Origin of the sequence: Natronobacterium texcoconense (assembly GCF_900104065.1) — an archaeon.
GTDB lineage: Archaea > Halobacteriota > Halobacteria > Halobacteriales > Natrialbaceae > Natronobacterium > Natronobacterium texcoconense.
The window spans coordinates 179,643-199,991 of record NZ_FNLC01000003.1 but is presented as its reverse complement, the minus strand read 5'-3'; the positions used below and the strand labels follow the sequence as shown (position 1 = coordinate 199,991).

The 20,349-nt window shown below is 63.0% G+C and carries 17 protein-coding genes; 9 read left to right on the top strand and 8 right to left on the bottom strand.

Annotation, left to right across the window (positions count from 1 at the left end; all coding sequences use genetic code 11):
• The first annotated feature begins 1 nt into the window (after position 1).
• A complete protein-coding gene (locus BLR35_RS14520) occupies positions 2 to 5,737 on the top strand; it encodes a DNA-directed DNA polymerase II large subunit (protein ID WP_090383421.1) in 5,736 nt (1,911 codons plus the stop codon).
• Between the two features lie 6 nt (positions 5,738 to 5,743).
• Here the strand turns inward: BLR35_RS14520 and BLR35_RS14515 are convergent, their stop codons facing one another.
• Positions 5,744 to 6,652 (bottom strand): alpha/beta fold hydrolase, encoded by a 909-nt coding sequence (locus tag BLR35_RS14515; RefSeq protein ID WP_090383419.1) that lies wholly within the window; start codon positions 6,650 to 6,652, stop codon positions 5,744 to 5,746.
• A gap of 702 nt (positions 6,653 to 7,354) precedes the next feature.
• Here BLR35_RS14515 and BLR35_RS14510 point away from each other — a divergent pair.
• The gene (locus tag BLR35_RS14510; RefSeq protein WP_090383417.1) at positions 7,355 to 8,272 is read left to right on the top strand and encodes a ketopantoate reductase family protein; all 918 of its coding nucleotides are present in this window, start codon (positions 7,355 to 7,357) and stop codon (positions 8,270 to 8,272) included.
• Between the two features lie 60 nt (positions 8,273 to 8,332).
• Here the strand turns inward: BLR35_RS14510 and BLR35_RS14505 are convergent, their stop codons facing one another.
• Together BLR35_RS14505 and BLR35_RS14500 are read right to left on the bottom strand one after the other, a co-directional pair.
• Positions 8,333 to 8,692: a NifU family protein gene (locus BLR35_RS14505; RefSeq protein ID WP_090383414.1), complete on the bottom strand. Its 360-nt coding sequence runs from the start codon at positions 8,690 to 8,692 to the stop codon at positions 8,333 to 8,335.
• Between the two features lie 80 nt (positions 8,693 to 8,772).
• Positions 8,773 to 9,090 (bottom strand): DUF5783 family protein, encoded by a 318-nt coding sequence (locus BLR35_RS14500; protein WP_090383412.1) that lies wholly within the window; start codon positions 9,088 to 9,090, stop codon positions 8,773 to 8,775.
• A 133-nt stretch (positions 9,091 to 9,223) separates the two neighbouring features.
• On the opposite strand from BLR35_RS14500, the gene BLR35_RS14495 reads away from it, so the two are divergent.
• The 5 genes from BLR35_RS14495 (at position 9,224) to BLR35_RS14480 (ending at position 13,908) form a co-directional block, all read left to right on the top strand.
• Positions 9,224 to 9,619: a hypothetical protein gene (locus BLR35_RS14495; RefSeq protein ID WP_090383409.1), complete on the top strand. Its 396-nt coding sequence runs from the start codon at positions 9,224 to 9,226 to the stop codon at positions 9,617 to 9,619.
• Entirely contained in the window at positions 9,606 to 9,734 is a 129-nt protein-coding gene (locus tag BLR35_RS21150; RefSeq protein WP_280139368.1) for a hypothetical protein, read from the top strand. The genes BLR35_RS14495 and BLR35_RS21150 overlap by 14 nt, the downstream gene beginning before the upstream one ends.
• Before the next feature lie 603 nt (positions 9,735 to 10,337).
• A complete protein-coding gene (locus tag BLR35_RS14490; RefSeq protein WP_090383407.1) occupies positions 10,338 to 11,009 on the top strand; it encodes a DNA methyltransferase in 672 nt (223 codons plus the stop codon).
• Between the two features lie 402 nt (positions 11,010 to 11,411).
• Positions 11,412 to 12,164 carry a PHP-associated domain-containing protein gene (locus BLR35_RS14485; RefSeq protein WP_090383405.1) on the top strand — a complete coding sequence of 251 codons (753 nt, stop codon included), beginning with the start codon at positions 11,412 to 11,414 and terminating at the stop codon, positions 12,162 to 12,164.
• Positions 12,165 to 12,450: 286 nt separating this feature from the next.
• Entirely contained in the window at positions 12,451 to 13,908 is a 1,458-nt protein-coding gene (locus BLR35_RS14480) for an acetyl-CoA hydrolase/transferase C-terminal domain-containing protein (protein ID WP_090383403.1), read from the top strand.
• 9 nt (positions 13,909 to 13,917) lie between these two features.
• Here BLR35_RS14480 and BLR35_RS14475 read toward each other — a convergent pair whose 3' ends face one another.
• Positions 13,918 to 15,402, bottom strand: a complete 1,485-nt coding sequence (locus BLR35_RS14475) for a RecJ family nuclease (RefSeq protein WP_090383401.1) — start codon at positions 15,400 to 15,402, stop codon at positions 13,918 to 13,920.
• Positions 15,403 to 15,510: 108 nt separating this feature from the next.
• Between BLR35_RS14475 and BLR35_RS14470 the strand changes: the two genes are divergently transcribed.
• Positions 15,511 to 15,813, top strand: a complete 303-nt coding sequence (locus BLR35_RS14470; protein WP_090383398.1) for a hypothetical protein — start codon at positions 15,511 to 15,513, stop codon at positions 15,811 to 15,813.
• Positions 15,814 to 15,820: 7 nt separating this feature from the next.
• Here BLR35_RS14470 and BLR35_RS14465 read toward each other — a convergent pair whose 3' ends face one another.
• Together BLR35_RS14465 and hemC are read right to left on the bottom strand one after the other, a co-directional pair.
• The gene (locus BLR35_RS14465) at positions 15,821 to 16,567 is read right to left on the bottom strand and encodes a uroporphyrinogen-III synthase (protein ID WP_090383396.1); all 747 of its coding nucleotides are present in this window, start codon (positions 16,565 to 16,567) and stop codon (positions 15,821 to 15,823) included.
• 4 nt (positions 16,568 to 16,571) lie between these two features.
• Positions 16,572 to 17,702, bottom strand: a complete 1,131-nt coding sequence (hemC, locus tag BLR35_RS14460) for a hydroxymethylbilane synthase (RefSeq protein ID WP_090383393.1) — start codon at positions 17,700 to 17,702, stop codon at positions 16,572 to 16,574.
• A gap of 155 nt (positions 17,703 to 17,857) precedes the next feature.
• Between hemC and BLR35_RS14455 the strand changes: the two genes are divergently transcribed.
• Positions 17,858 to 18,226: a group I truncated hemoglobin gene (locus BLR35_RS14455; protein ID WP_090383390.1), complete on the top strand. Its 369-nt coding sequence runs from the start codon at positions 17,858 to 17,860 to the stop codon at positions 18,224 to 18,226.
• A gap of 65 nt (positions 18,227 to 18,291) precedes the next feature.
• On the opposite strand, the gene BLR35_RS14450 is transcribed toward BLR35_RS14455, so the two are convergent.
• On the bottom strand, positions 18,292 to 18,966 hold the full coding sequence (locus tag BLR35_RS14450) for a hypothetical protein (protein ID WP_090384129.1): 675 nt from the start codon (positions 18,964 to 18,966) through the stop codon (positions 18,292 to 18,294).
• Between the two features lie 50 nt (positions 18,967 to 19,016).
• The gene (gene hemL / locus BLR35_RS14445; RefSeq protein WP_090383387.1) at positions 19,017 to 20,291 is read right to left on the bottom strand and encodes a glutamate-1-semialdehyde 2,1-aminomutase; all 1,275 of its coding nucleotides are present in this window, start codon (positions 20,289 to 20,291) and stop codon (positions 19,017 to 19,019) included.
• Positions 20,292 to 20,349: the final 58 nt, after the last annotated feature.

Sequence of the window (20,349 nt, the reverse complement as noted above, 5' to 3'; positions counted from 1 at the left end):
GATGCGCGAGGAAGACGAACGGTACTTCCAGCGGCTCGAGTCCCAGTTAGAGGCAGCCTTCGACGTCGCCGAGGAAGCCAAAGAGCGCGGCGCAGACCCCGAACCCGAAGTCGAGATTCCGACCGCCCGCGACATGGCAGACCGCGTCGAGAACATCCTCGGGATCGACGGCGTCGCCGAACGGGTGCGAGAACTCGAGGGCGAAATGAGCAGAGAAGAAGCCGCCCTAGAACTCGCCGAGGACTTCGCCGAGGGCCGGGTCGGCGACTACGAGACGAAAGCCGGCAAGGTCGAGGGTGCCGTCCGGACCGCGGTCGCCCTGCTGACCGAGGGGGTCGTCGCCGCACCCATCGAGGGGATCGACAAGGTCGAAATTCTCGAGAACGACGACGGGACGGAGTTCGTCAACGTCTACTACGCCGGTCCGATCCGCTCTGCGGGGGGTACCGCACAGGCACTGTCCGTGCTGGTCGCCGACTACACCCGTGCGCTCGTCGGCATCGACCAGTACAAACCCCGCGACGAAGAGATCGAACGTTACGCCGAGGAGATCGCCCTCTACGACAAGGAGACCGGTCTCCAGTACTGTCCGAAAGACAAGGAGGCAAAATTCATCGCCAAGAACCTCCCGATCATGCTCGACGGGGAGGCTACCGGCGACGAGGAAGTGTCTGGATTCCGGGATTTAGAGCGGGTCGACACCAACAGCGCCCGCGGCGGGATGTGTCTCGTACTGGGAGAGGGTATCGCGCTCAAGGCGCCGAAGATCCAGCGCTACACCCGCAACCTCGACGAAGTCGACTGGCCGTGGCTCCAGGATCTGATCGACGGAAACTACAGCGACGGCGACGCAGGCGACGAGGAAAACGCCGAATCGAACGACGAGAGTGAGGACGAAGAAACAGCGGACGACGCCGACGAAAACGCTTCGGAACCGGACGAACCCGAGGGACCGCCACGCGTCGACAAATCGAAAAAGTTCCTCCGGGACCTGATCGCCGGCCGTCCCGTCTTCTCCCATCCCTGTGCGAACGGCGGCTTTCGGCTCCGGTACGGTCGCGCTCGCAACCACGGCTTCGCGACCGCCGGCGTCCATCCCGCCGCGATGCACCTGGTCGACGACTTCCTCGCGACCGGCACCCAGATCAAGACCGAACGCCCCGGGAAAGCCGCCGGCGTCGTCCCCGTCGACTCCATCGAGGGGCCGACGGTCAAACTGGCGAACGGCGACGTCCGCCGGATCGACGACCCCGAGGACGCCCTCGAGATCAGAAACGGCGTCGAGAAAATCCTCGACCTCGGCGAGTACCTCGTCAACTACGGCGAGTTCGTCGAGAACAACCACCCGCTCGCGCCGGCCTCCTACACCTTCGAGTGGTGGATTCAGGACCTCGAGGCAGCCGGTGTGGACGTCCAGGCCCTCGAGGACGATCCACGTATCGACCTCGAGTTTCCCGATCCAGAGGAAGCACTCGAGTGGGCTAGGGAGTACGACGCTCCGCTGCACCCCGAGTACACCTATCTCTGGCACGATATCTCGGTCGACGCGTTCTGTACCCTCGCCGAGGCAGTCGCGGACGGCCGGATCGAGCGCGACGGTGACGGCAGCGTGAACGGGAACGGGGACGACAGCATTCTCGCTCTCGCATACGACGAGGACGTCGCCGACGCCCTCGAGACGATCGTCCTCGAGCACCGGCAGCGACCGGACGAGGATCGCATCGAGATCGACGACTGGCGGCCGTTCGTCCACTCCGTCGGCTGTGAATCCCGGCAGGCGGTCGCCGACGGCGCCGCAGTAGAGCCAGCGGTGGACGACCCCGAGATCGAACTCGAGCGAGTCTGGACCGACGAGGACCTCTCCGAGCGCGCTCGAACGTGGGGCCAGGAGGAGGGTAACAACGCTATCGAGGCGGTCAACGAGGTCGCATCCTTCGAGGTTCGCGAACGGTCACCGACGCGTATCGGTAACCGCATGGGCCGACCCGAGAAGTCCGAGAGCCGCGACCTGAGTCCCGCCGTCCACACCCTGTTCCCGATCGGCGAGGCCGGCGGCACGCAACGAAACGTCGCGGACGCGGCCAAACACGCCGAAACGATGTCCGATACGCCCGGCGTCGTCGAGGTTCAGGTCGGTCGACAGCGTTGTCCCGACTGCAGCACGGAGACGTTCAAGAACCGCTGTCCCGACTGCAACACACGGACCGAGCCCGACTACCGCTGTCCCGACTGTGACCAGGAACTCGAGCCCGACGACGCCGGTCGCGTCGAGTGTGGCCGCTGTGAGGTCGAGGGCACCTGCGTCGAGAACCGCGAAATCGACGTCAACGACGAGTTCCGCAGCGCACTCGAGTCGGTCGGCGAACGCGAGAACGCCTTCGACATCCTGAAAGGCGTCAAGGGGCTGTCCTCGACGAACAAGGTCCCCGAACCGATCGAGAAAGGGATCTTGCGCGCGAAACACGACGTTTCGTCGTTCAAGGACGGCACCGTCCGCTACGACATGACCGACCTTCCCGTGACGTCGGTCCGAGCGAGCGAACTCGACGTCGACGTCGGCCAGCTACAGGCGCTCGGCTACGAGGAGGACATCCACGGCGAACCCCTGACTCACGAGGATCAGCTGGTCGAGCTGAAAGTACAGGACATCGTCCTCTCGGACGGCGCGGCCGAACACATGATGCAGACGGCCGCCTTCATCGACGACCTGCTCGAGCAGTACTACGGGCTCGAGCCGTTCTACGAACTCGAGGATCGACAGGACCTCGTGGGCGAACTGGTGTTCGGGATGGCACCGCACACGAGCGCCGCGACCGTTGGCCGAATCGTCGGATTCACGAGCGCCGCAGTTGGCTACGCACATCCGTACTTCCACGCGGCGAAGCGGCGAAACTGCTTCCACCCGGAAACCACGATTCGGTACGTAGACGAGTCCGGAGCCGAACGTGAAGCGTCCGTCGAGACGTTCGTCGAGTCACGGCTGACCGATCCGCGCGAAGACGACTTCGGGACGCTAGTTCAGGACCTCGACGGATCGATCACCGTTCCGTCGATCGACGACGACGGACGCCACGTAACCCGATCGGTCGAGGCTGTCTCGAAACACCCTGCACCCGACCATCTGATTCGCGTCGAAACCCGTAGCGGTCGATCGCTGACGGTCACATCGGACCACACGATGGTCGTCTGGAACGACGGTCTCGAGCGGATCGCTGCGAGCGAACTCGAGGCCGGCGACGAGATTCCGAGACCGGCGGCCGCTGACTCGAAGAGTGGAGCGAACGCGAGTGCACGAGCAGCGAGTATTACGGACGGGGGACGTCCGGAGGTTGATATAGTAGAACGAACCGAAATCGTCCCATCCGATGTCGAACATACGTACTGTCTCACGGTTTCGGACACGAACACGCTCGTTGCCAACGGACTCCACACGGCACAATGCGACGGTGACGAAGACTGCGTGATGCTACTCATGGACGGGCTCCTGAACTTCTCGCGCTCGTATCTCCCCGACAAACGCGGCGGCAGCGTCGCGGAAGACTCCCGGCTGATCGCGTTCGATCCCGACGGGGACCTGCGGTTCATGACCTTCGACGAGTTCTGGGACGAACTCGACGTCCCGATCGAGATCGACGGCAAGTTCCAGAAAAAAACGGCTGCACTCGAGGGTTGGACGACCTACGCGTTCGACGACGACCACGAGTCTGCACCGAAGCCAATCGAGAAGGCGATCCGGTACGAGGCCGACGACGATGAGCAACTACTGCGAATCTCCACGCAGTTCGGCCGCGAACTCGAGATCACGACCGATCACAGTCTCTTCCGGTACGACGACGGTATCGAGGAGGTTGCCGGCTCCGATCTTGAGGAAGACGATCTCATCGTTGCACCGCAAACCCTCGACGTCGATCCGGTCGAAACGACGATCGACGCGCTCGAGTGCGTCGAAGAGCCATATGTGTTGCTCGACGACGAGCACGAGGAGTGGCTGACCGAAGTCTGGAACGACGCTGAGCGTGGCGGTGATACGCGCGTTGCTTTCGATGGAGGTCTGTCGTACCGACTCTCGAAAAAGAAGGTCTGTCGGGATACGCTCGAAGAAATCGAAACCGAACACGGCGACGTTGATCTCCCCGACGACTGTTCGATCGGCTGGAAAGGGTCCTCGGACTGCATCGATCGACACATCGACGTCGACGAGGACTTCGCGTGGCTGATTGGGATGTTCGTCGCCGAAGGGACGCTTTCCGGAACCCGACCCGCGATTCATAACGCTGACGAGGGTCTCGTCGATCGCGTCGTCGAGAAGACCGAATCCGTACTCGGCTGTGAGCCGAGCGTTCGCTGGTCGAACAAGGCCTACGAAGTCGCATTCCCGGCCGTCTTCTTCGACGTATTGCACGAACTCGGATTCGAGGATTGTGACTCGTATAACTCGAGCGAGAAGATCGTTCCGGACTGTATTCTCCGAGCCGAGCGCGACGTCGTCCTCGCGTTCCTTCGCGGGTTCATCGCCGGCGACGGCTCCGAATCCAGTGACGACAATCACACGTCGATCGGATTCCACACGACGAGTGAAGACGTCAAAGACGGGATCGTCTTCCTTTGCCACCGGCTCGGACTCGTTGCGAACGTCTCGCGTCGCGAGCGAGATTCGTCGCGGCAACCGATCTATACGGTCTCCGTCTCCGGTGGTGCGTCCCGCAATCCGCTCGAGCAGATTCTCGACGGGGACGAACCGTATCAACCGAAGAGTCTCGTCGTCTCTATTCCCGACGAACTGATGGCAATCCGTGAGATGGAGATCGAGGGAATCAAGCAGCTGATCCCGAAGTATCTGAAGCGACGCGACAACATCTCGCTCGAGAAGCTCGAGGAGATCGCCGACGAACTCGAGGAGCGGAATCTGCCGGACGAAGCCGAGACGAGACTCGATGAAATCCGGCCGCTGGTCGACGGGGACCTCTCGTATCTCCGAATCACTGACATAGAACGGGTCGAGTACGACGGCTACCTCTACGATCTGCAGGTCGGGGGAGACCCGATCTTCACCGCCAATTGGCTCTATGCGCACAACTCGATGGACGCACCTCTAGTCATGTCCTCCCGCATCGACCCCTCCGAGATCGACGACGAGGCCCACAACATGGACATCGTCTCGCAGTACCCACGCGAGTTCTACGAGGCCACTCGAGAGCAGGCAGACCCCGAGGAGGTCGACATCCAGATCGGTGAGGACACGCTCGGCACGGACGGCGAGTACACCGGCTTCGAACACACCCACGACACGACCGATATCGCGATGGGACCCGACCTCTCGGCGTACAAGACGCTCGGCTCGATGATGGACAAGATGGACGCCCAGCTCGAGCTCTCGCGGAAACTCGAGGCCGTCGACGAGACCGACGTCGCCGAACGGGTCATCGAGTACCACTTCCTGCCGGACCTGATCGGCAACCTGCGGGCGTTCTCTCGGCAGGAAACCCGGTGTCTCGACTGCGGCGAGAAGTTCCGCCGAATGCCCCTGACCGGCGAGTGTCGGGAGTGTGGCGGTCGCGTCAACCTCACGGTCCACAAGGGATCGGTCAACAAGTACATGCAGACGGCGATCCAGGTCGCCGAGGAGTACGACTGCCGTCCCTACACGAAACAGCGGTTAGAGGTGCTCGAGAAGTCCCTCGAGAGCATCTTCGAGAACGACAAGAACAAGCAGTCCGGCATCGAGGACTTCATGTAGTGACGATCAGTAGCTGACGCGAGTCAACCCTGGAATCTCCGCTTTCGGATACTGTGGCTTCGGGACACAGCGATGGTCCGGCAGCCACTCCGTCAGAATCTCGTTACACTTCTGAGGTCGTTCCCGCGGCACCCAGTGGCCACACTCTTCGACGAGCGCCAGTTTCGACTCCGGAACCCGGCTGGCGGCTCGAGTCGACCACTTGACCGGAACCAGCGGGTCCTGGGTGCCGTGGACCAGTAGCGTCGGTACCGACAGCGATTCGAGGTCGTCAACGAAGTTCGTCGCCACGCGGCCGCCGTAGGAGAGTTCGTTGTGCTGGAACTCCTTGAACGCCCGGATCGAGCCTGGTTCCAGCAGTTTCTCCCGAACGTCCTCGACGAACGGGTCGGGCAGGTCGGCTGCATCGGCGACGAGGTTATCGAGAACCAGGCGGACGCTCTCGTTCGTGACGCTCGCGGCGACTTTTCCGAACTCGGTAACGCCCGGCACCTGTCCCAGATACTTCCACGGCAGGGCGTTCGGTAATCGCCCGCCGAGCCCGTAACTGCTGACGAGTGCCAGTCGATCGACGCAGCCTGGATGCTCGAGTGCGTAGCCAAGCGCCGCGCCGCCGCCCATCGAGATGCCGACGAGCGACACCTGTTCGTCGGGGATCGTCTCGAGAAAGCCGTCGAGAACGTCGACGTAGGTGTCGATACTGTGGCTGATAGCGCCCGTACTCTCCCCGTATTCGGGCCAGTCGATGCTGTAGACGCGATACTGTTCGGCCAGGGCGTCGATTGCGTGACGCCACGAGACCGTCGAGTCGTCGATCCCTGCCCCGTGGAGCAAGACGACGGGTGGGCCGCTCGTTCCGGCACGCCGGTAGCTGATTCGACAGTTCCCGACCGTCGTAACGCCGGTTCCCGTCATACGCGGACCACCGGTCCGGACGGAGACGTACCGCTGCCCTCCCCAGTGATACGACGAACTACCATCCCGCATAGGTCTACACTGGGGGAGCATATTGCTTTCTATTACTGTGTGATACTATGCCATTGCGTTAGCTCGAGTCGGTCGTCCGCTTTCGCGACGACACGTCCCAGCGCTTTCTGTGAATTTGGCTGTCGAGAGCGTCTGTTCCGTCTTCGTTTCCACCAGCACTGGTAACGCCACACCACACATTTTGTATAGTGGCTATTGGTTTATCTGGTATTGGGCCGATTACTTCGAATTGGATAATACCGGTTCCTTGGGATCTGATACGCTACTCTGGCAACGAACTGGGAACGCAGACTCGGTCTCGGACTTCGAGAGCCCATTTCGGACCGAACTCGAGAGTTGTCCCGGAATTCAGTCAGCCGCAAGCCGACTGATTGCGTCATCCGGCCGTAGCTGTGATCGTCGGAGCGGAGAAGGGGCTGGCAGCAGTCGATCGGTCGGGATACAACCAGGTATCGCTCGCTGTCTACTGGACCGACCACACTCTGCGTGTCGAACGTCGGATCTGGATCACTCGATCAGTTCCTTTCACCCCTGGTTCGAGGGCCCGACCGCTTCGGCCTCGCCGGTCGCCCCCATCTCCGATCGACAGCGAGGAAAACCGTTTTGAGGGTGCTCCCCGGGACCGATACCATGGAAATCGTCGTCTTCGGTGCCGGAAGCCTGGGTAGCCTCGTGGGTGGCGTGCTCGCACGCGAACACGACGTAACGCTGGTTGCTCGTCAGGCACACGCCGACGCCGTCCGAACTCGCGGACTGCGTATCGAGGGTTCACTCGAGGCCGAGGTCTCCCCGGCAGCGACGACTGACGGCCGGGGCCTCGAGGCGGATCTTGCCGTCGTCACGGTCAAATCGTTCGACACTGAGTCGATCGCCGAGACGATCGCGACGGGGTCGTTCGACGCCGTGCTCTCCCTGCAAAACGGGATGGGAAACGAGGAGGTGCTCGCCTCGGCCCTCGATGCCGAGGTTCTCGCGGGGACGGCGACCTACGGTGCGATTCTCCAGCGACCCGGCATCGTCGAGTGTACGGGACTCGGCAAGATCGTTCTGGGAGACCATCGAGGAGGACACTCCGACGTCGCAGACGCCGTCGGTGAGGCCTTTTCCGGTGCCGGCCTCGAGACGACCGTCGCTGAGGACATGCCCTCTCGCCTGTGGGAGAAACTCGCGGTCAACGCCGGAATCAACGCGATAACGGCGTTGACGGAAACGGAAAACCGTGCGGTGCTCGAGCCACCGGCGGACGACGTCGCCCGCGCAGCGACGAAAGAGACGGCTCGAGTCGCCCGCGCTGACGGCGTAGAGCTCTCGAACCGCGAGGCGCTGGCGGCGATGGAACGCGTCGCCGAATCGACGGCGGCGAACACGTCCTCGATGGCCCAGGATCTCCAGGTAGGCCGTCGAACCGAGATCGACGCGATCAACGGCTACGTGGTCGATCGAGGTGAAACGCTGGCGGTCGAGACGCCGACGAACCGGTTGCTCGCGGCGCTCGTTCGGACGTGGGAGCGAGGGCAGGGAGTTCGCGACGATTCGCTCGCGGAGTAACGACTATTCTCGAGGCGAAACTGAAAATCGGAAACGACGTTCGTACTCGAAGACCGTCGGTTAGAACGGGGCTTCCGGCCCTTCGTCGGGCTCACCGTCGTCGTCGACGGTCTCGCCGGGGAACGACGGGCTCATGCCGCTTGCGTCACCGCCGCCGTCCATGCCGGTGTGGGCGTTTACCTGGTCGATTTCGGGAATCTCCTTGACCATCCGGCTCTTGATCGCTTGAATCGTCATCGGGGAGATGCCACAGCCGCTGCAGGCACCGCCGAGTGCGATGGTGACTTCGCCGCTCTCGCGGTCGAGGTCCTGAATCGCTGCACTGCCGCCGTGCATCTGGATCTGTGGGAAGTTCCGTCGCAGGAAGTTCGTGACGCGGTCTTCGAGGTCGTCTCCGTCGTTCTGAGACTCGGTGCTCATAGAGGCCAGTTGGGTGTCGGTGCCCCTAAACCTTCCGTCCCTCACGTTCGGTCGGGGTGTGTCGAAACCTACTGTCTCGGTCACTGAAAGCCGAAAACCCGCTCGAGTTCGGTCTCGATTTCTTCGACGTGGATCTCGAGGACGTTCTCGAACCGCTCTTCCTCGACGAGGACGCCGGACAGTCGGTCGTAGGGGTCGTCTGGAAGCTCCACGCGGAACTCGCCGTCACCCTCGTAGAACGGCTCGCTCTCGTTGAGCACCTGTTGATCGATTGCGTGGACCAGTTCGGAGTCGTACTGGTCGTTCATGCGGTTGAACGCGTTCTTGTACGCCTGCTGGAGTTCGGTGAAGTAGTTGGCGTACTTGTCTTCGAACTTCTCGGGATCGAAATCGGCCATACTCGATAGGAACGCGAGCGACGACAAAAGTCGGACGGTCGGCGTTTACGCACGCAATGCCGTGGACCTATATACGTAAACCGTTGCCTGTGCAAGCCGAACCGTGACCCTCGCTGGTATCGACACGGCTCACATGAACTCCAATTCACGCCACCTGCCCCCGGATATCCTCCCGCCTGGGTGGAGCGAATCCGCTCTCTCTGACGGCGAACTGGCGTACCGCCACGCCCGGCTTCCGCTCGAACTCGTAGCGGATCGAACGATGGCAGACAACTGTCATCCAGGACTGGGGCTTGGCTGTTGCTGGGAGTTACGATACCGGTACCCGATCGGCGATCAATCGGTCTCGGAAACGATCGGCCGCGTCTCGACGCGAACGGCGGCGATAGACGGGTTACTCGAGTGTATGCGCAGCGTCCACGAGGCAGTCGAGTCCCTCGACGATCCGATGGACGTCCGGAACGTACTCGAGCGAATTCCCCTCTCGAGTCTCGTTCCGGACGGTTCGCCCGGTTGTGGCGGTATTTGACATCCCGCCGAACGATCACTCGATCGGTGAGTGGCTCTTTCCGCTCGAGGGAGGAACCGGACTGTGGGGTGTGGTCGAATCGACGCCGAAAGCCAGCCAGTCCGTTCTCGCGTGACCCTCGATACGATAAGTACGAGATTTCGGGATAACTCTTCTAATACCATATTATAGTCTATAGATGCTGAATTCAAAACCGCAAGAAGGGGACGACTTAGATATATTATACCAGGTCTTGGCCCCACACTGGTCGCACTATACTATCAGAAAACACAAACATCATATTTCTTTTATTGTTTGTTATTGTCTCGGTATGGAGTCCCTTCACCGCTACGCGAAGATATCTTCGGAGGAAACGCGAGCAAATATTGCTCGTCACGTCCGACATCGTTTCTCGAACCTCGGTAGCTTTCTCTCTCGAGTTTGATTTTGAACTGCGTTCGCTCGAGTAGGCTCGTTTGCAACCCTCTCTCCACCACCCAGACCCCCAGGGTAGCGGCGGGAGAACAGGGTTCCAGATCGACGATGTACGATTGTACACGCTACGGTCTGAAACGTCTGAATTCCTCGCTTTGGTAGTCTTTTGACCTTCACTCGAGGTCAGGAAGATATTTCGAGGCTTCACGGATGGATCGTCTCTCGGTTTCGACACGAACAGCGAACGTGACAGTCGAGTAAGACGACCCCAAAGCAGATACGGTGGGTCCGAGAGTAGCGTCGCATGGAGACGTACCTCTCGCTGGAATTCACTCATCGCGAGGCACTTCCACCAGGGACGGACGAGTTCCGGACGCCGGACGCACTCGTCGAGCACTTCCTCGAGACGCACACCGAACCCGGAGACAGGGTACTCGACGTCTTTGCGGGGTACGGAACGACGCTTACGGCTGCACAACGACTGGATCGGGTTCCCTACGGCCTCGAGTACGAACCGGATCGCGTCGCCTACATCCGGGATCGGGTTCCCGACCCGGAACACGTCCGCCAGGGCGACGTTCTCGAACTCGAGCCCTCCTGGTTCCCGACCGTCGACTGTTGTTTCACGTCGCCGCCGTTCATGGAACAAACGGACGACAGGAACCCCTTCAGGAACTACGCGGGCGAGAGCAGCTACGACACGTACCTCGAGGACGTTGAGACGGCGTTCAGTCGGCTCGAGTCAGTTCTGGCTCCTGGCGCCCACGTCGTCGTCGACGTCGCCAATATGAAACACGAGGGCTGCGTGACGACGCTGGCCTGGGACGTCGCCGAGCGGATCTCGAGCGTGCTCGAGTTCGAGGGCGAGGTGGTCGTCACGTGGGACGACGGGGACCAGTCCGACGGGAGAAACGGGCAGTTCGGCTACGGGTACGACCACTCGTACTGTCTCGTGTTTACGAACCCCGGCGGCTGAAGGGTCGTTGAGTGGCACAGAGCCGACTGGTGTCGGGTCTTTTTTCGGAGAAGCCGTCGACGCGATGGAGAGTAATTCGATACTTCCGTCCCTATTGGGTGGGGTTCGAATGGCTCGAACGGGGTTCTCGACCGTTCGATTGCTGTGAGGTCGACACGTCCGCCAACCTGCGCCTTTCGCTCGGTTCCGTTCGTCGTCGACTCGACTGTCTCGATGATACAGTTGAGGAACGCCGGAATTTGGTGCCTCGGGCGCCGATTCGACTGAAGACGACAGTATTGCTGTTTCCGGAAATAGAACGAATAAATCGGATAATGCTATATCGAAACTGCCCCTTGCCCGGCCGACAGGGGAGTGTTTATGCGGATCAACGGGCTATTGGTGGTAGCGACTCCCCCTCCTATGACGACCCAGATTCCGTTTGCAATCGACTTTCACGTCCACTCCGACGACTCCTACGACGGCCACGAACCGATCGAACTCGTTCTCGAGCACGCGGCCGATATCGGTCTCGACGGCGTCGTCATCACCGACCACGACGAAATCAGTGAATCCCTCCGCGCAGCCGCCATCGCACCGGAGTACGGACTCGTCGGTATCCCCGGCGTCGAAGTATCGACTCGACACGGACACCTGCTCGCGATCGGGGTCGAGGAACGCCCCGATCCGGGACGGCCGTTCGTAGAGACCGTCGAAACCGTCCGCAAACTCGGCGGAATCGCGATCGTTCCTCACCCCTTCCAGCGCAGTCGACACGGGGTTCGAAAACGCCACATCCGGGACGTCGACGCCATCGAGACCTACAATTCGATGCTCTTTACCGGCTATCGGAACCGTCGTGCCCGGACGTTCGCCCGCCGCCGGGGATACCCCGAAATCGGTGCCAGCGACGCCCACTACCTGCCGAACGTCGGGAAGGCCTACACCGAGATTCTGGTCGCTCCGGACGAGGGGAATCCGACCAAAGCCGACATCGACGGCGACGACCTCGTCGATGCCATCCTCGAGGGACGAACCCAGATCCGTGGCAAGCGGACGCCGATCCACAAGAGCACCGTCCAGTACTCCAAGGGTGCCGTCCGGAAGTCGGCCTATCTCGTCACCTCCCGTGCGCCGCTCGTGCCGACGATGCCGGCGTCGATGGACAGGTCGTGATCTTCCGGTACGAGTATTCCCCCGCCTCGCGACACCTCTCGACGCTGTTTCTATTCCCTCCGGCGAACCGTGACTCGTCTTTCTTCGCCACTACAATATCCAAATACTATCATGTCTGGTGGACAAGCAGACGTTGAACAACAATCATAATGATCGAATCTTATCTAAATAGCTTCTTTGTCTTGCGTTCTCATTCGACGTACGTGCAGGGAAACTCTCGAGTTCTGTACGCAAACTGCGATACGTCACTCTGGAACTCGACCTGCTGACATCTCTACTCGAAATTATGGCACTGAACACGAGAACGAACGACCGATTCACCGGTACTCTCCCACGGACGGACGCGGAAACCGCCAGCGAAGCCATCCCGGACGACGCGACGCTGTGTGTCAGCGGCTTCGGAAGCGTTGGCTACCCGAAGGCCGTCCCGCTCGCGCTTGCAGCGTCGGGTCGCGACCTCGAGTTGACCATCGTCAGCGCCGGCAGCGCCGGTGACGAGATCGATACCGAACTCGTCGAGGCGGACGCGATCGAGCGCCGATACTCGTTCGTGAGTCGGAACGCGATTCGGACGGCGATCAACGAGGGCGACGTCGCGTTCAGCGACCGCAACGTCTCCTCGGTGGGGGACGAAGTACAGTACGGACGGCTGGCAGATCCCGACGTCGCCGTCGTCGAGGCCGTCGCCGTGGGGGAGGACTGGTTCGTCCCCTCGACCTCTATCGGCCAGACGGCCGCGTTCGTCGAGGCGGCCGACCGACTGATCGTCGAGGTCAACCACGCCCAGCCGCTGGAACTGCGCGACCTCCACGACGTCTACCGTCTCGGAAAACCACCGGAACGCGAACCGATCCCGCTCACCGATCCGGACGAACGCATCGGGAGTCCGCGGATCGAGTTCGATCCGGACAAACTCGAGGCCGTCGTCGAGTCGGACCGGCGGGACACGCCTTACTCCTTCCGCGATCCGACCGCGGCCGATCGAACGATCGCGAGCAACTTCGTCGACTTCCTCCGCGAGGAGGTCGAACGCTCTCCGGTCTTCGACGAGCGGATCACCCTCCAGTTCGGCGTCGGGAGCCTCGGGAACGCGCTGATGGGCGAACTCACCGAACTCTCCTCGAGCGACCGCGACCTCGTCTATTACGGCGAGGTCGTTCAGGACGGCCTTCTGGACATGCTCGACGACGATCTGCTGTCGTCCGCGAGTGCGACGTCGCTCGCGCTGTCCGAGGAGGGCCAGCAGCAACTGTTCGACGGCATCGAGCGGTACGCCGAGGATATGGTCCTCCGGCCTGGCGACGTCTCGAACAGCCCCGCGCTCGTCGACCGGTTCGGCGTGATCGCGGTCAACAGCGCGGTCGAGATCGATCTCTACGGAAACGTCAACTCGACACACGTGAAGGGATCGAGACTCATCAACGGGATCGGTGGCTCCGGCGACTTCAACCGCAACGCCGTGCTCTCGATCTGTGCGCTCCCGTCGACGCTCTCCGACGGTGATATCTCCCGGATCGTCCCGAAGACGTTCCACGTCGACCACACGGAACACGACGTCGACATCTTCGTCACCGAACACGGCGTCGCCGACATCCGCGGGTGCTCGCCGCTCGAGCGCGCCGAACTGATCATCGAACAGTGTGCGGACCCATCCTACCGTGACGACCTCCGGGAGTACCTCGAGGCCGCCGCGGAATCGAGCGGTCACGTCCCTATCGATCCGAAACGAGCGGCCGACTGGTAGGTAAGGTCGTCAGGAAAGCTGTTCGCCGACGATTTCGTCGGCGTGCTCGAGAAACTCCGTCTCGCGGCCTTTCGGGACGGTCGCGCCGGCCGCGACGTCGTGGCCGCCACCGTCGCCGCCGACGGCTCGCGAGGCTTCGCCCATCACGACCGAGAGGTCGAGCCCATTTCGAACGAGGCTGTGGGTGCCGCGGGCTGAGATCTTGACTTCGGTGGTATCCGCGTCGTCTCCGTCGCTCGATTTTTCCGCGAACGCGACGATCGGCTTCGACCGGCTGACCCCGTCGTTCCCCATCGCCATCCCCGCGACGATGCCGACGATGGTCTCGCGGATACGGTCGTCCGCGTGGAACCACTGGAGGTGCTCCTCGTGGGTGACCCCTTCCCGCGTGACCAGGTCGATCCCCTCCGAGAGGTTCCGGCGGTGGTTCCGGAGGAGTGTTCGGGCGCGCTCGAGTGCGCCCTCGCGGTTCCCGAGACAGACGCCTAGTCCGACGTCCGCTCGCTCGTAGCGGGCCGTCGCGTTCAGTAGCGTCGAGAACTCGCTCGCGTCCCGGAGTTCCGTCCCGATCGGCTCCTCGCTCAGGACGTAACTCGTCCCGACCAGCTGGTCGATCTTTTTCGCGGGCACACCCCGCGAGACGGCCCGTCGGACGAGCGCGCTGGCGACGGTCTGTTTCTCCTCGTTCGTCAGCCCGGACCACCGTCGCCACTCGCCGTCCTCGCGTCGCAACTCGAGGTCCAGATCCTCGAGGAATCGGAGCGCGCCGGATTCGTCGTTCGAGATGCCGGGGATGTGGACGTCGGTGGCGTACTCGAGCAGTTTCGGGAGCGGACGGGTCTGTTTCCCGTAGAGCGCGAGGTCCTTGCCGGTCTCTACGACGCCAGCGTCGGCACCCTCTTCGACGATCTTCTCGTTCGCGCCGTGCAGTTCGCCGCCGGAGGCCTGCATGTCACCGACGGCACCGACGACGGCGAGCGCGGCGAGGTCGCGGTTGTCGGCGCGAGCGGCCGTGTTCGCAGTGCCGCCGTCGGTCGCGAGTTCCTCCCCGGCCACCTCCGAGAGCGCCCGCGCGAGGACGTAACTCGCCCCGGCTCCCGAGAGTTCGGAAGCGCCGTCGATCCCGAACAGCAACGGATTGAGGTGGTACTCCGTCTCGCGGTCGGCAGGCTGGTGGTGGTCCGCGATGACGGGCGTGAAGTCGCCCGCGTCCTCGTGTTCGCCGATGATATCGAGCTGGCCGCTCCCGAAGTCCGTGAAGCAGACGGTGTCGTAGTCGGTCGCCGCAATCGCGGCGATCGCCTCCTCGTCGAGCTGTTTCTCGAAGACCGTCTCGAACGGGATCCCCGCGCGCTCGAGTGCCTGCGCTGCGATCGCGGCGCTGGTCAGTCCGTCCGCGTCGATGTGAGACGCCAGTAGCACGCGGTCGGCCTCGCACAGTCGTCGCGCACAGCGGGTCGCCCGCTCCTCGAGTTCGGGAATCGGCCCTGCCATCGCTCGAGTGTGGGTCGGCTTCCGGGATAAACGTGCGGACCTCGAGACGGGTCACGTAGCCGAACTGTCGGATACCGCTTTTTCCCGCCGCTCGTCGTACGGCCGCCTATGAGGGTGACACGATCGCTCAGACTCGAGGCAGCGACCACGGAGGCGACGGTCGGCGAGTCGGTCACCGTACGCGTGACGGACAATCTCGGACGCCCCGTCGAAAACGCGGTCGTCACGAGCGAGTCGGTACACGCCCGGACGGACGAGCGCGGGCTGTGTCGAATTACGTTTCACACGCCGGGCTTTCGAACGCTGAAGGCGGCCCGGTCGCCCGGTGAACGCGTCGCGTACAGGTCCGCGCGGGCCACGTTACGGGTCGTCCCCGAGGGACGGGCCCGGCTAGCCCGGCGGCTCGGCTGACGCCAAATCAGTTCCCGCCGTTTGCCGCCTCGAGCGTCTCGCGAGCCAGCGTCTCGAAGGTCGCCTCGCTCGCGACGAGATCGACCTCGAGCCCCTGCTCGAGCGCCGTCTCCTCCGTCGGCGCGCCGATGACGCCGACGGTCGCGTCCTCGAGGGTGGCCAGGGCGTCCTCGCGGACGCCGCGAGCGTCGGCCGCCTCGAGGAAGTGTTCGACGGTTAGCGAGGACGTAAAACAGAGGGCGTCGAGGTCGCCGTCGGCTGCCAGTTTCGCGGATCGCCCGCTCCCCTCGGGTCGAACGAGTCGGTAGAGGACGGTCTCGTGAACGTACGCGCCAGCGTCCTCGAAACCCTCGAGGAGGACGTCGCTGCCGTGGTCGCTGCGGGCGACTTCGATTCGTGTGCCGTCGACCTCTTCTTGCAGGGTGGCGACGAGGCCGCTCGAGGTGTACTCCTCGGGGACGACGTCGACCTCGTAGCCGGCCTCGCGGAGCGCGTCGGCGGTCGCGGGGCCGATCGCACAGACCGTCGCGTCGCCGGGCTTCCAGCCGGCGTCGGCGACGAGTTCCACGCCCGTCTTGCTCGTCAGGACGACGTAGTCGGCGTCCGTCCGTGGCGTGTCGTCGGTGGGTTCGACGGCGAGCATCGGGTCCGGGACCGGTTCTGCGCCGAGCGACTCGAGGAGGGCGGTCGCGTCCTCGATTCGGTCGTCGTCGGGACGGAAGACGGCTATCGTGGGCGCATCTGCGTTACTCATCCTCTTATTTCCCCTCCGGCGGTTCGGGATCGTCTTCCTCCTCGTCGGCTTCTTTCCGTGCCTGCTCGATCAGGTCCGCCGCGCCGCGGTCGGCCAGGTCGCTCGCGAACTCGCGGGCGGCCTCGGCGTGGTGTTCGACCGGCAGGTCACGGTTTGCGACCACCGACTCCTCGCCGTCGCGGTCGAAGACGGTGACCGACGCGTGGACGTACTCGCCCTGAATGATCGCGTAGATACCGATCGGGGCGATACAGCCGCCGCCCAGTTCCGCGAGCAGCGTTCGCTCGACGGTCGTTTCGACGCGACTTCGCGGGTGATCGATCGCTTCCTGGATCTCGCGGCCCGTCTCGCCGTCGGTTGCAGTCACCGCGAGCGCACCCTGTCCGGGGGCGGGGACGAACGTTCCCGTCGGTAGCTGCTGATAGTCGACGTGGTGGGAGAGTCCGCTGCGCTCGAGGCCGGCTTCCGCGAGCACGATGGCGTCGTACTCGGTCTCGACCTCGCGGCCCAGCGCCTGCCGTTCGAGTTCCGAGAGGTCGTCGAACCACTCGTCGACGGTGCGGTCGTACTCGGGTTCGAAATCCTCGTTCCCGGTGTTGCCCTTGCGCTCTTTGTCCGCTTCCGACCGCTTCTGGTGTTCCGCCTGTAGCGTGGGCGCGAGTAGCTTCTCGACGCGCGTATCGACGTTCCCTCGTAGCGGTTCGACCTCGAGGTCGGGCCGTTCCGAGAGCAGTTGTGCGCGACGGCGCAGACTCGAGGTGCCGACGGTCGCCCCCTGCGGGAGGTCCTCGACGCTCGATCCGTCGGGCGTCACGAGGGCGTCACCCGGTGGGCCGCGTTCGGGGACGGCGGCCGTGACGAGTTCGTCGGGCTGTTCGGTCGGCATGTCCTTCATCGAGTGGATCGCGCCGTCGAGGTCGCCCTCCAAGACGTGTTCGTCGAGTTCGCGGACGAACGCACCCGTCTTTCCGAGTCGGTGGATGAGTTCGTCCTGGATCTGGTCACCCGTCGTCTCGACGGTTACGAGTTCGACCTCGTATCGGCGGTCCTCCAGGGCCTCCTTGACCAGCCCGGCCTGTCGCCGGGCCAGCGTCGATCCCCGCGTCGCCAGTCGCAACGTCCCACGCGTTCTCATAGTCGATCATCGTCGCCTCGAGTATGAAAAGCGCACGCTTGTTCGACGGCAGTAGATCCGGTCGATGTGGTTCACTACCCGCTCCGTGAGTTACCTCTCCACACGAATATATTCGGCAACGAAACCACTTATTTCAATGCGGGACATATGAGTGTATGAGCGAAACGCTCTACGACAGACTCGGTGGTCGAGACGAAATCGAGGCGGTCGTCGATCAGTTCTACGACCGCGTGCTCGTTGACGAACAGGTTGCACACTTCTTCGAGGACGTCGATATGCAGAAACAGCGTGCGCATCAGACCCAGTTCCTGAGTGCGGTTGCCGGTGGTCCCGTCGACTACTCCGGACAAGACATGGAGTCTGCCCACGCCCACCTCAATATCAGCCGCAGTGAGTTCGAGACGATCGCAAGCCACCTCGAGGCGACTCTCGAGTCGTTCGACGTCGCCGAGACAGACCGCGAAGCCGTCCTTTCGGAGTTCGCCAGTTACGAGTCGGCTATCGTGTCGGCGGCTGCCGACTGAGAGCCGTTCGTTTCGATCTTCGTCTACAGTCGGGTACTTACGAGTTCAGTCGTGGGAGAAGTCAGTCACGGTGTCCCGAGCGTCTCCCACCGCCGATACAGGTAGTATCCCGCAAGCAGCGGCTGGAGCGGCGGAACGAATAGCGAGAGGAAAGCAAAGGCGAGATAGAGTCCGGGATTGGGTCGCCACGAACGACCGTGCGTACAGACGTAGGCGGCGTCCTGGTGGATCGCGACCGGGAACACACCGAAAGCGATCGCTCCGGCGACCCCGATCGCTGTCGTGAGCAGGCCGGGAATCGAGAGGAGGATCGCGATCGTCGCCGCCGTGAACCCGACCAGCGTCGTCACGAACGAGGCTGCGACGACGAGCCACCAGCCCGACCATCCCGGCGGCGTCCCGAACCGCCGGTGGCGACGCGCCAGGTAGACGACGCCCGCAGCGGGCGCCCACAGCAACGCGAAAACGGCGTTGAGCCAGGGCCGAGGGCTCCAGTTCGCGCTCGCTCGAGGCTGGCTGCGAATCCGCCGTGCGTCGAAAAAGATGGTTATCACGAGCCCGAGCGTCAGGATCGTGTACCCGAAGGTGCCGACCAGCACGAGCCCCGACTCGAGGAGGGGGACGCCGGGATCGGCTTCCCGGAGGACGCCGACGATGCCGACGCCGATTACGGGCGGGAAGAGATAGAGGAGTCGCTCTGCGAGGCGGGCCCAGTCGAGGTCGTCGACGTACGTCGACAGCTGTGGCATCGATCGGCGACTCCTGGGAAGGTCGGTAGATTGCTCGAGCGCTACAGTGCGTCCTTGTACGCCTCGAGGGTCTGTTCGACGTCTTCCTCGGTGTGGCTGTAGCTGACGAACTGGCACTCGAACTGGTTTTGCGAGAGGAAGATCCCCTGGTCTTTCATCTGCCCCCAGAAGACGCGTCGCCAGCGATCGGTCTCGGCGTTTTTCACGTCGGCGGCGTTTTTCGGTGCCTCGCCGTCTCGAGTGAAGATCACCTTGAACATGCTGTTCGTGCCGGCGACGGTGTACTCGGGGGCCTGGTCCGCGACGATCTCCGAGAGGCCCTCTCGCAGTCGGTCGCCGAGTCCGTCGACGTGGTCGTAGACGTCGTTCGCGGCGGCGAATTTCAGGGTCTCGAGGCCGGCGGCCATCGTGACGGGGTGGCCGGAGAAGGTGCCGGCCTGGAAGACCGGGCCGGAAGGCGCGAACTGTTCGATGATTTCGGCGCGGCCGCCGATCGCGCCGACGGGGAAGCCGCCGCCGACGATCTTGCCGAACGTAGTCAGGTCGGGTGTGACGCCGAACTCGCTCTGTGCACAGCCGAGGCCGCCGACGCGGAAGCCAGTGATGACCTCGTCGAAAATGAGGAGCGAGCCGTGTTCCTCGGTGATCTCCCGGAGGAACTCGTGGTAGCCGTCCTCGGGGTGGACGATGCCGTAGTTCCCCAGGATGGGTTCGGTCATCACGGCTGCGATGTCGTCGCCGTGTTCCTCGAAGACTTCGCGAACGGCTTCCTCGTCGTTGAACGGCACGGGGAGGGTGTGCTCGGCGAAGGACTGTGGCACGCCGGCCGAAGAGGGTGCGGGGTTCTCGTGGTCGCCCTCAACGAGCGTCGACTCCTGAGCACCGTGGTAGCCGCCCTGGTTGACGACGATCTTGTTTCGGCCGGTGTAGCCGCGAGCGAGGCGTACTGCCGAAGTGGTCGCCTCCGTTCCCGAGTTCACGAACCGGATCTTCTCGACGCTCGGGACGTGACGGACGACGAACTCCGCGAGGTCGACTTCGATCTCGGTCGGCGTGCCGTACATCGGTCCCTCGCTTGCTTTCTGCTGGATCGCCGCCTGGACCGGTTCGGGTAAATCGTGACCCAGCAACAGCGGTCCGAGCCCCATGACCCAGTCGACGTACCGGTTACCGTCGGCGTCGATGACGTGACCGCCGTCGCCTTTCTGTACGAAGAACGGATACGGTTCGATCGCCGCACGAACGGCCGAGTTGACGCCGCCGGGCATGACCGACAGCGCTCTGTCGTACAGTTCCCGCGAGTTGTCGTCGTTCATACCCGGCGGTTGCACAGCGGACGGCAAAGTAGTACCGAGGTTCGATCGCTCGAGTTCG

Bases quoted from the DNA above. Each gene is read 5' to 3' on its own strand.
- BLR35_RS14520 (WP_090383421.1), top strand. From the start codon at position 2: ATGCGCGAGGAAGACGAACGGTACTTCCAGCGGCTCGAGTCCCAGTTA.
- BLR35_RS14515 (WP_090383419.1), bottom strand. From the start codon at position 6,652: ATGACGGGAACCGGCGTTACGACGGTCGGGAACTGTCGAATCAGCTAC.
- BLR35_RS14510 (WP_090383417.1), top strand. From the start codon at position 7,355: ATGGAAATCGTCGTCTTCGGTGCCGGAAGCCTGGGTAGCCTCGTGGGT.
- BLR35_RS14505 (WP_090383414.1), bottom strand. From the start codon at position 8,692: ATGAGCACCGAGTCTCAGAACGACGGAGACGACCTCGAAGACCGCGTC.
- BLR35_RS14500 (WP_090383412.1), bottom strand. From the start codon at position 9,090: ATGGCCGATTTCGATCCCGAGAAGTTCGAAGACAAGTACGCCAACTAC.
- BLR35_RS14495 (WP_090383409.1), top strand. From the start codon at position 9,224: ATGAACTCCAATTCACGCCACCTGCCCCCGGATATCCTCCCGCCTGGG.
- BLR35_RS14490 (WP_090383407.1), top strand. From the start codon at position 10,338: ATGGAGACGTACCTCTCGCTGGAATTCACTCATCGCGAGGCACTTCCA.
- BLR35_RS14485 (WP_090383405.1), top strand. From the start codon at position 11,412: ATGACGACCCAGATTCCGTTTGCAATCGACTTTCACGTCCACTCCGAC.
- BLR35_RS14480 (WP_090383403.1), top strand. From the start codon at position 12,451: ATGGCACTGAACACGAGAACGAACGACCGATTCACCGGTACTCTCCCA.
- BLR35_RS14475 (WP_090383401.1), bottom strand. From the start codon at position 15,402: ATGGCAGGGCCGATTCCCGAACTCGAGGAGCGGGCGACCCGCTGTGCG.
- BLR35_RS14470 (WP_090383398.1), top strand. From the start codon at position 15,511: ATGAGGGTGACACGATCGCTCAGACTCGAGGCAGCGACCACGGAGGCG.
- BLR35_RS14465 (WP_090383396.1), bottom strand. From the start codon at position 16,567: ATGAGTAACGCAGATGCGCCCACGATAGCCGTCTTCCGTCCCGACGAC.
- hemC (WP_090383393.1), bottom strand. From the start codon at position 17,702: ATGAGAACGCGTGGGACGTTGCGACTGGCGACGCGGGGATCGACGCTG.
- BLR35_RS14455 (WP_090383390.1), top strand. From the start codon at position 17,858: ATGAGCGAAACGCTCTACGACAGACTCGGTGGTCGAGACGAAATCGAG.
- hemL (WP_090383387.1), bottom strand. From the start codon at position 20,291: ATGAACGACGACAACTCGCGGGAACTGTACGACAGAGCGCTGTCGGTC.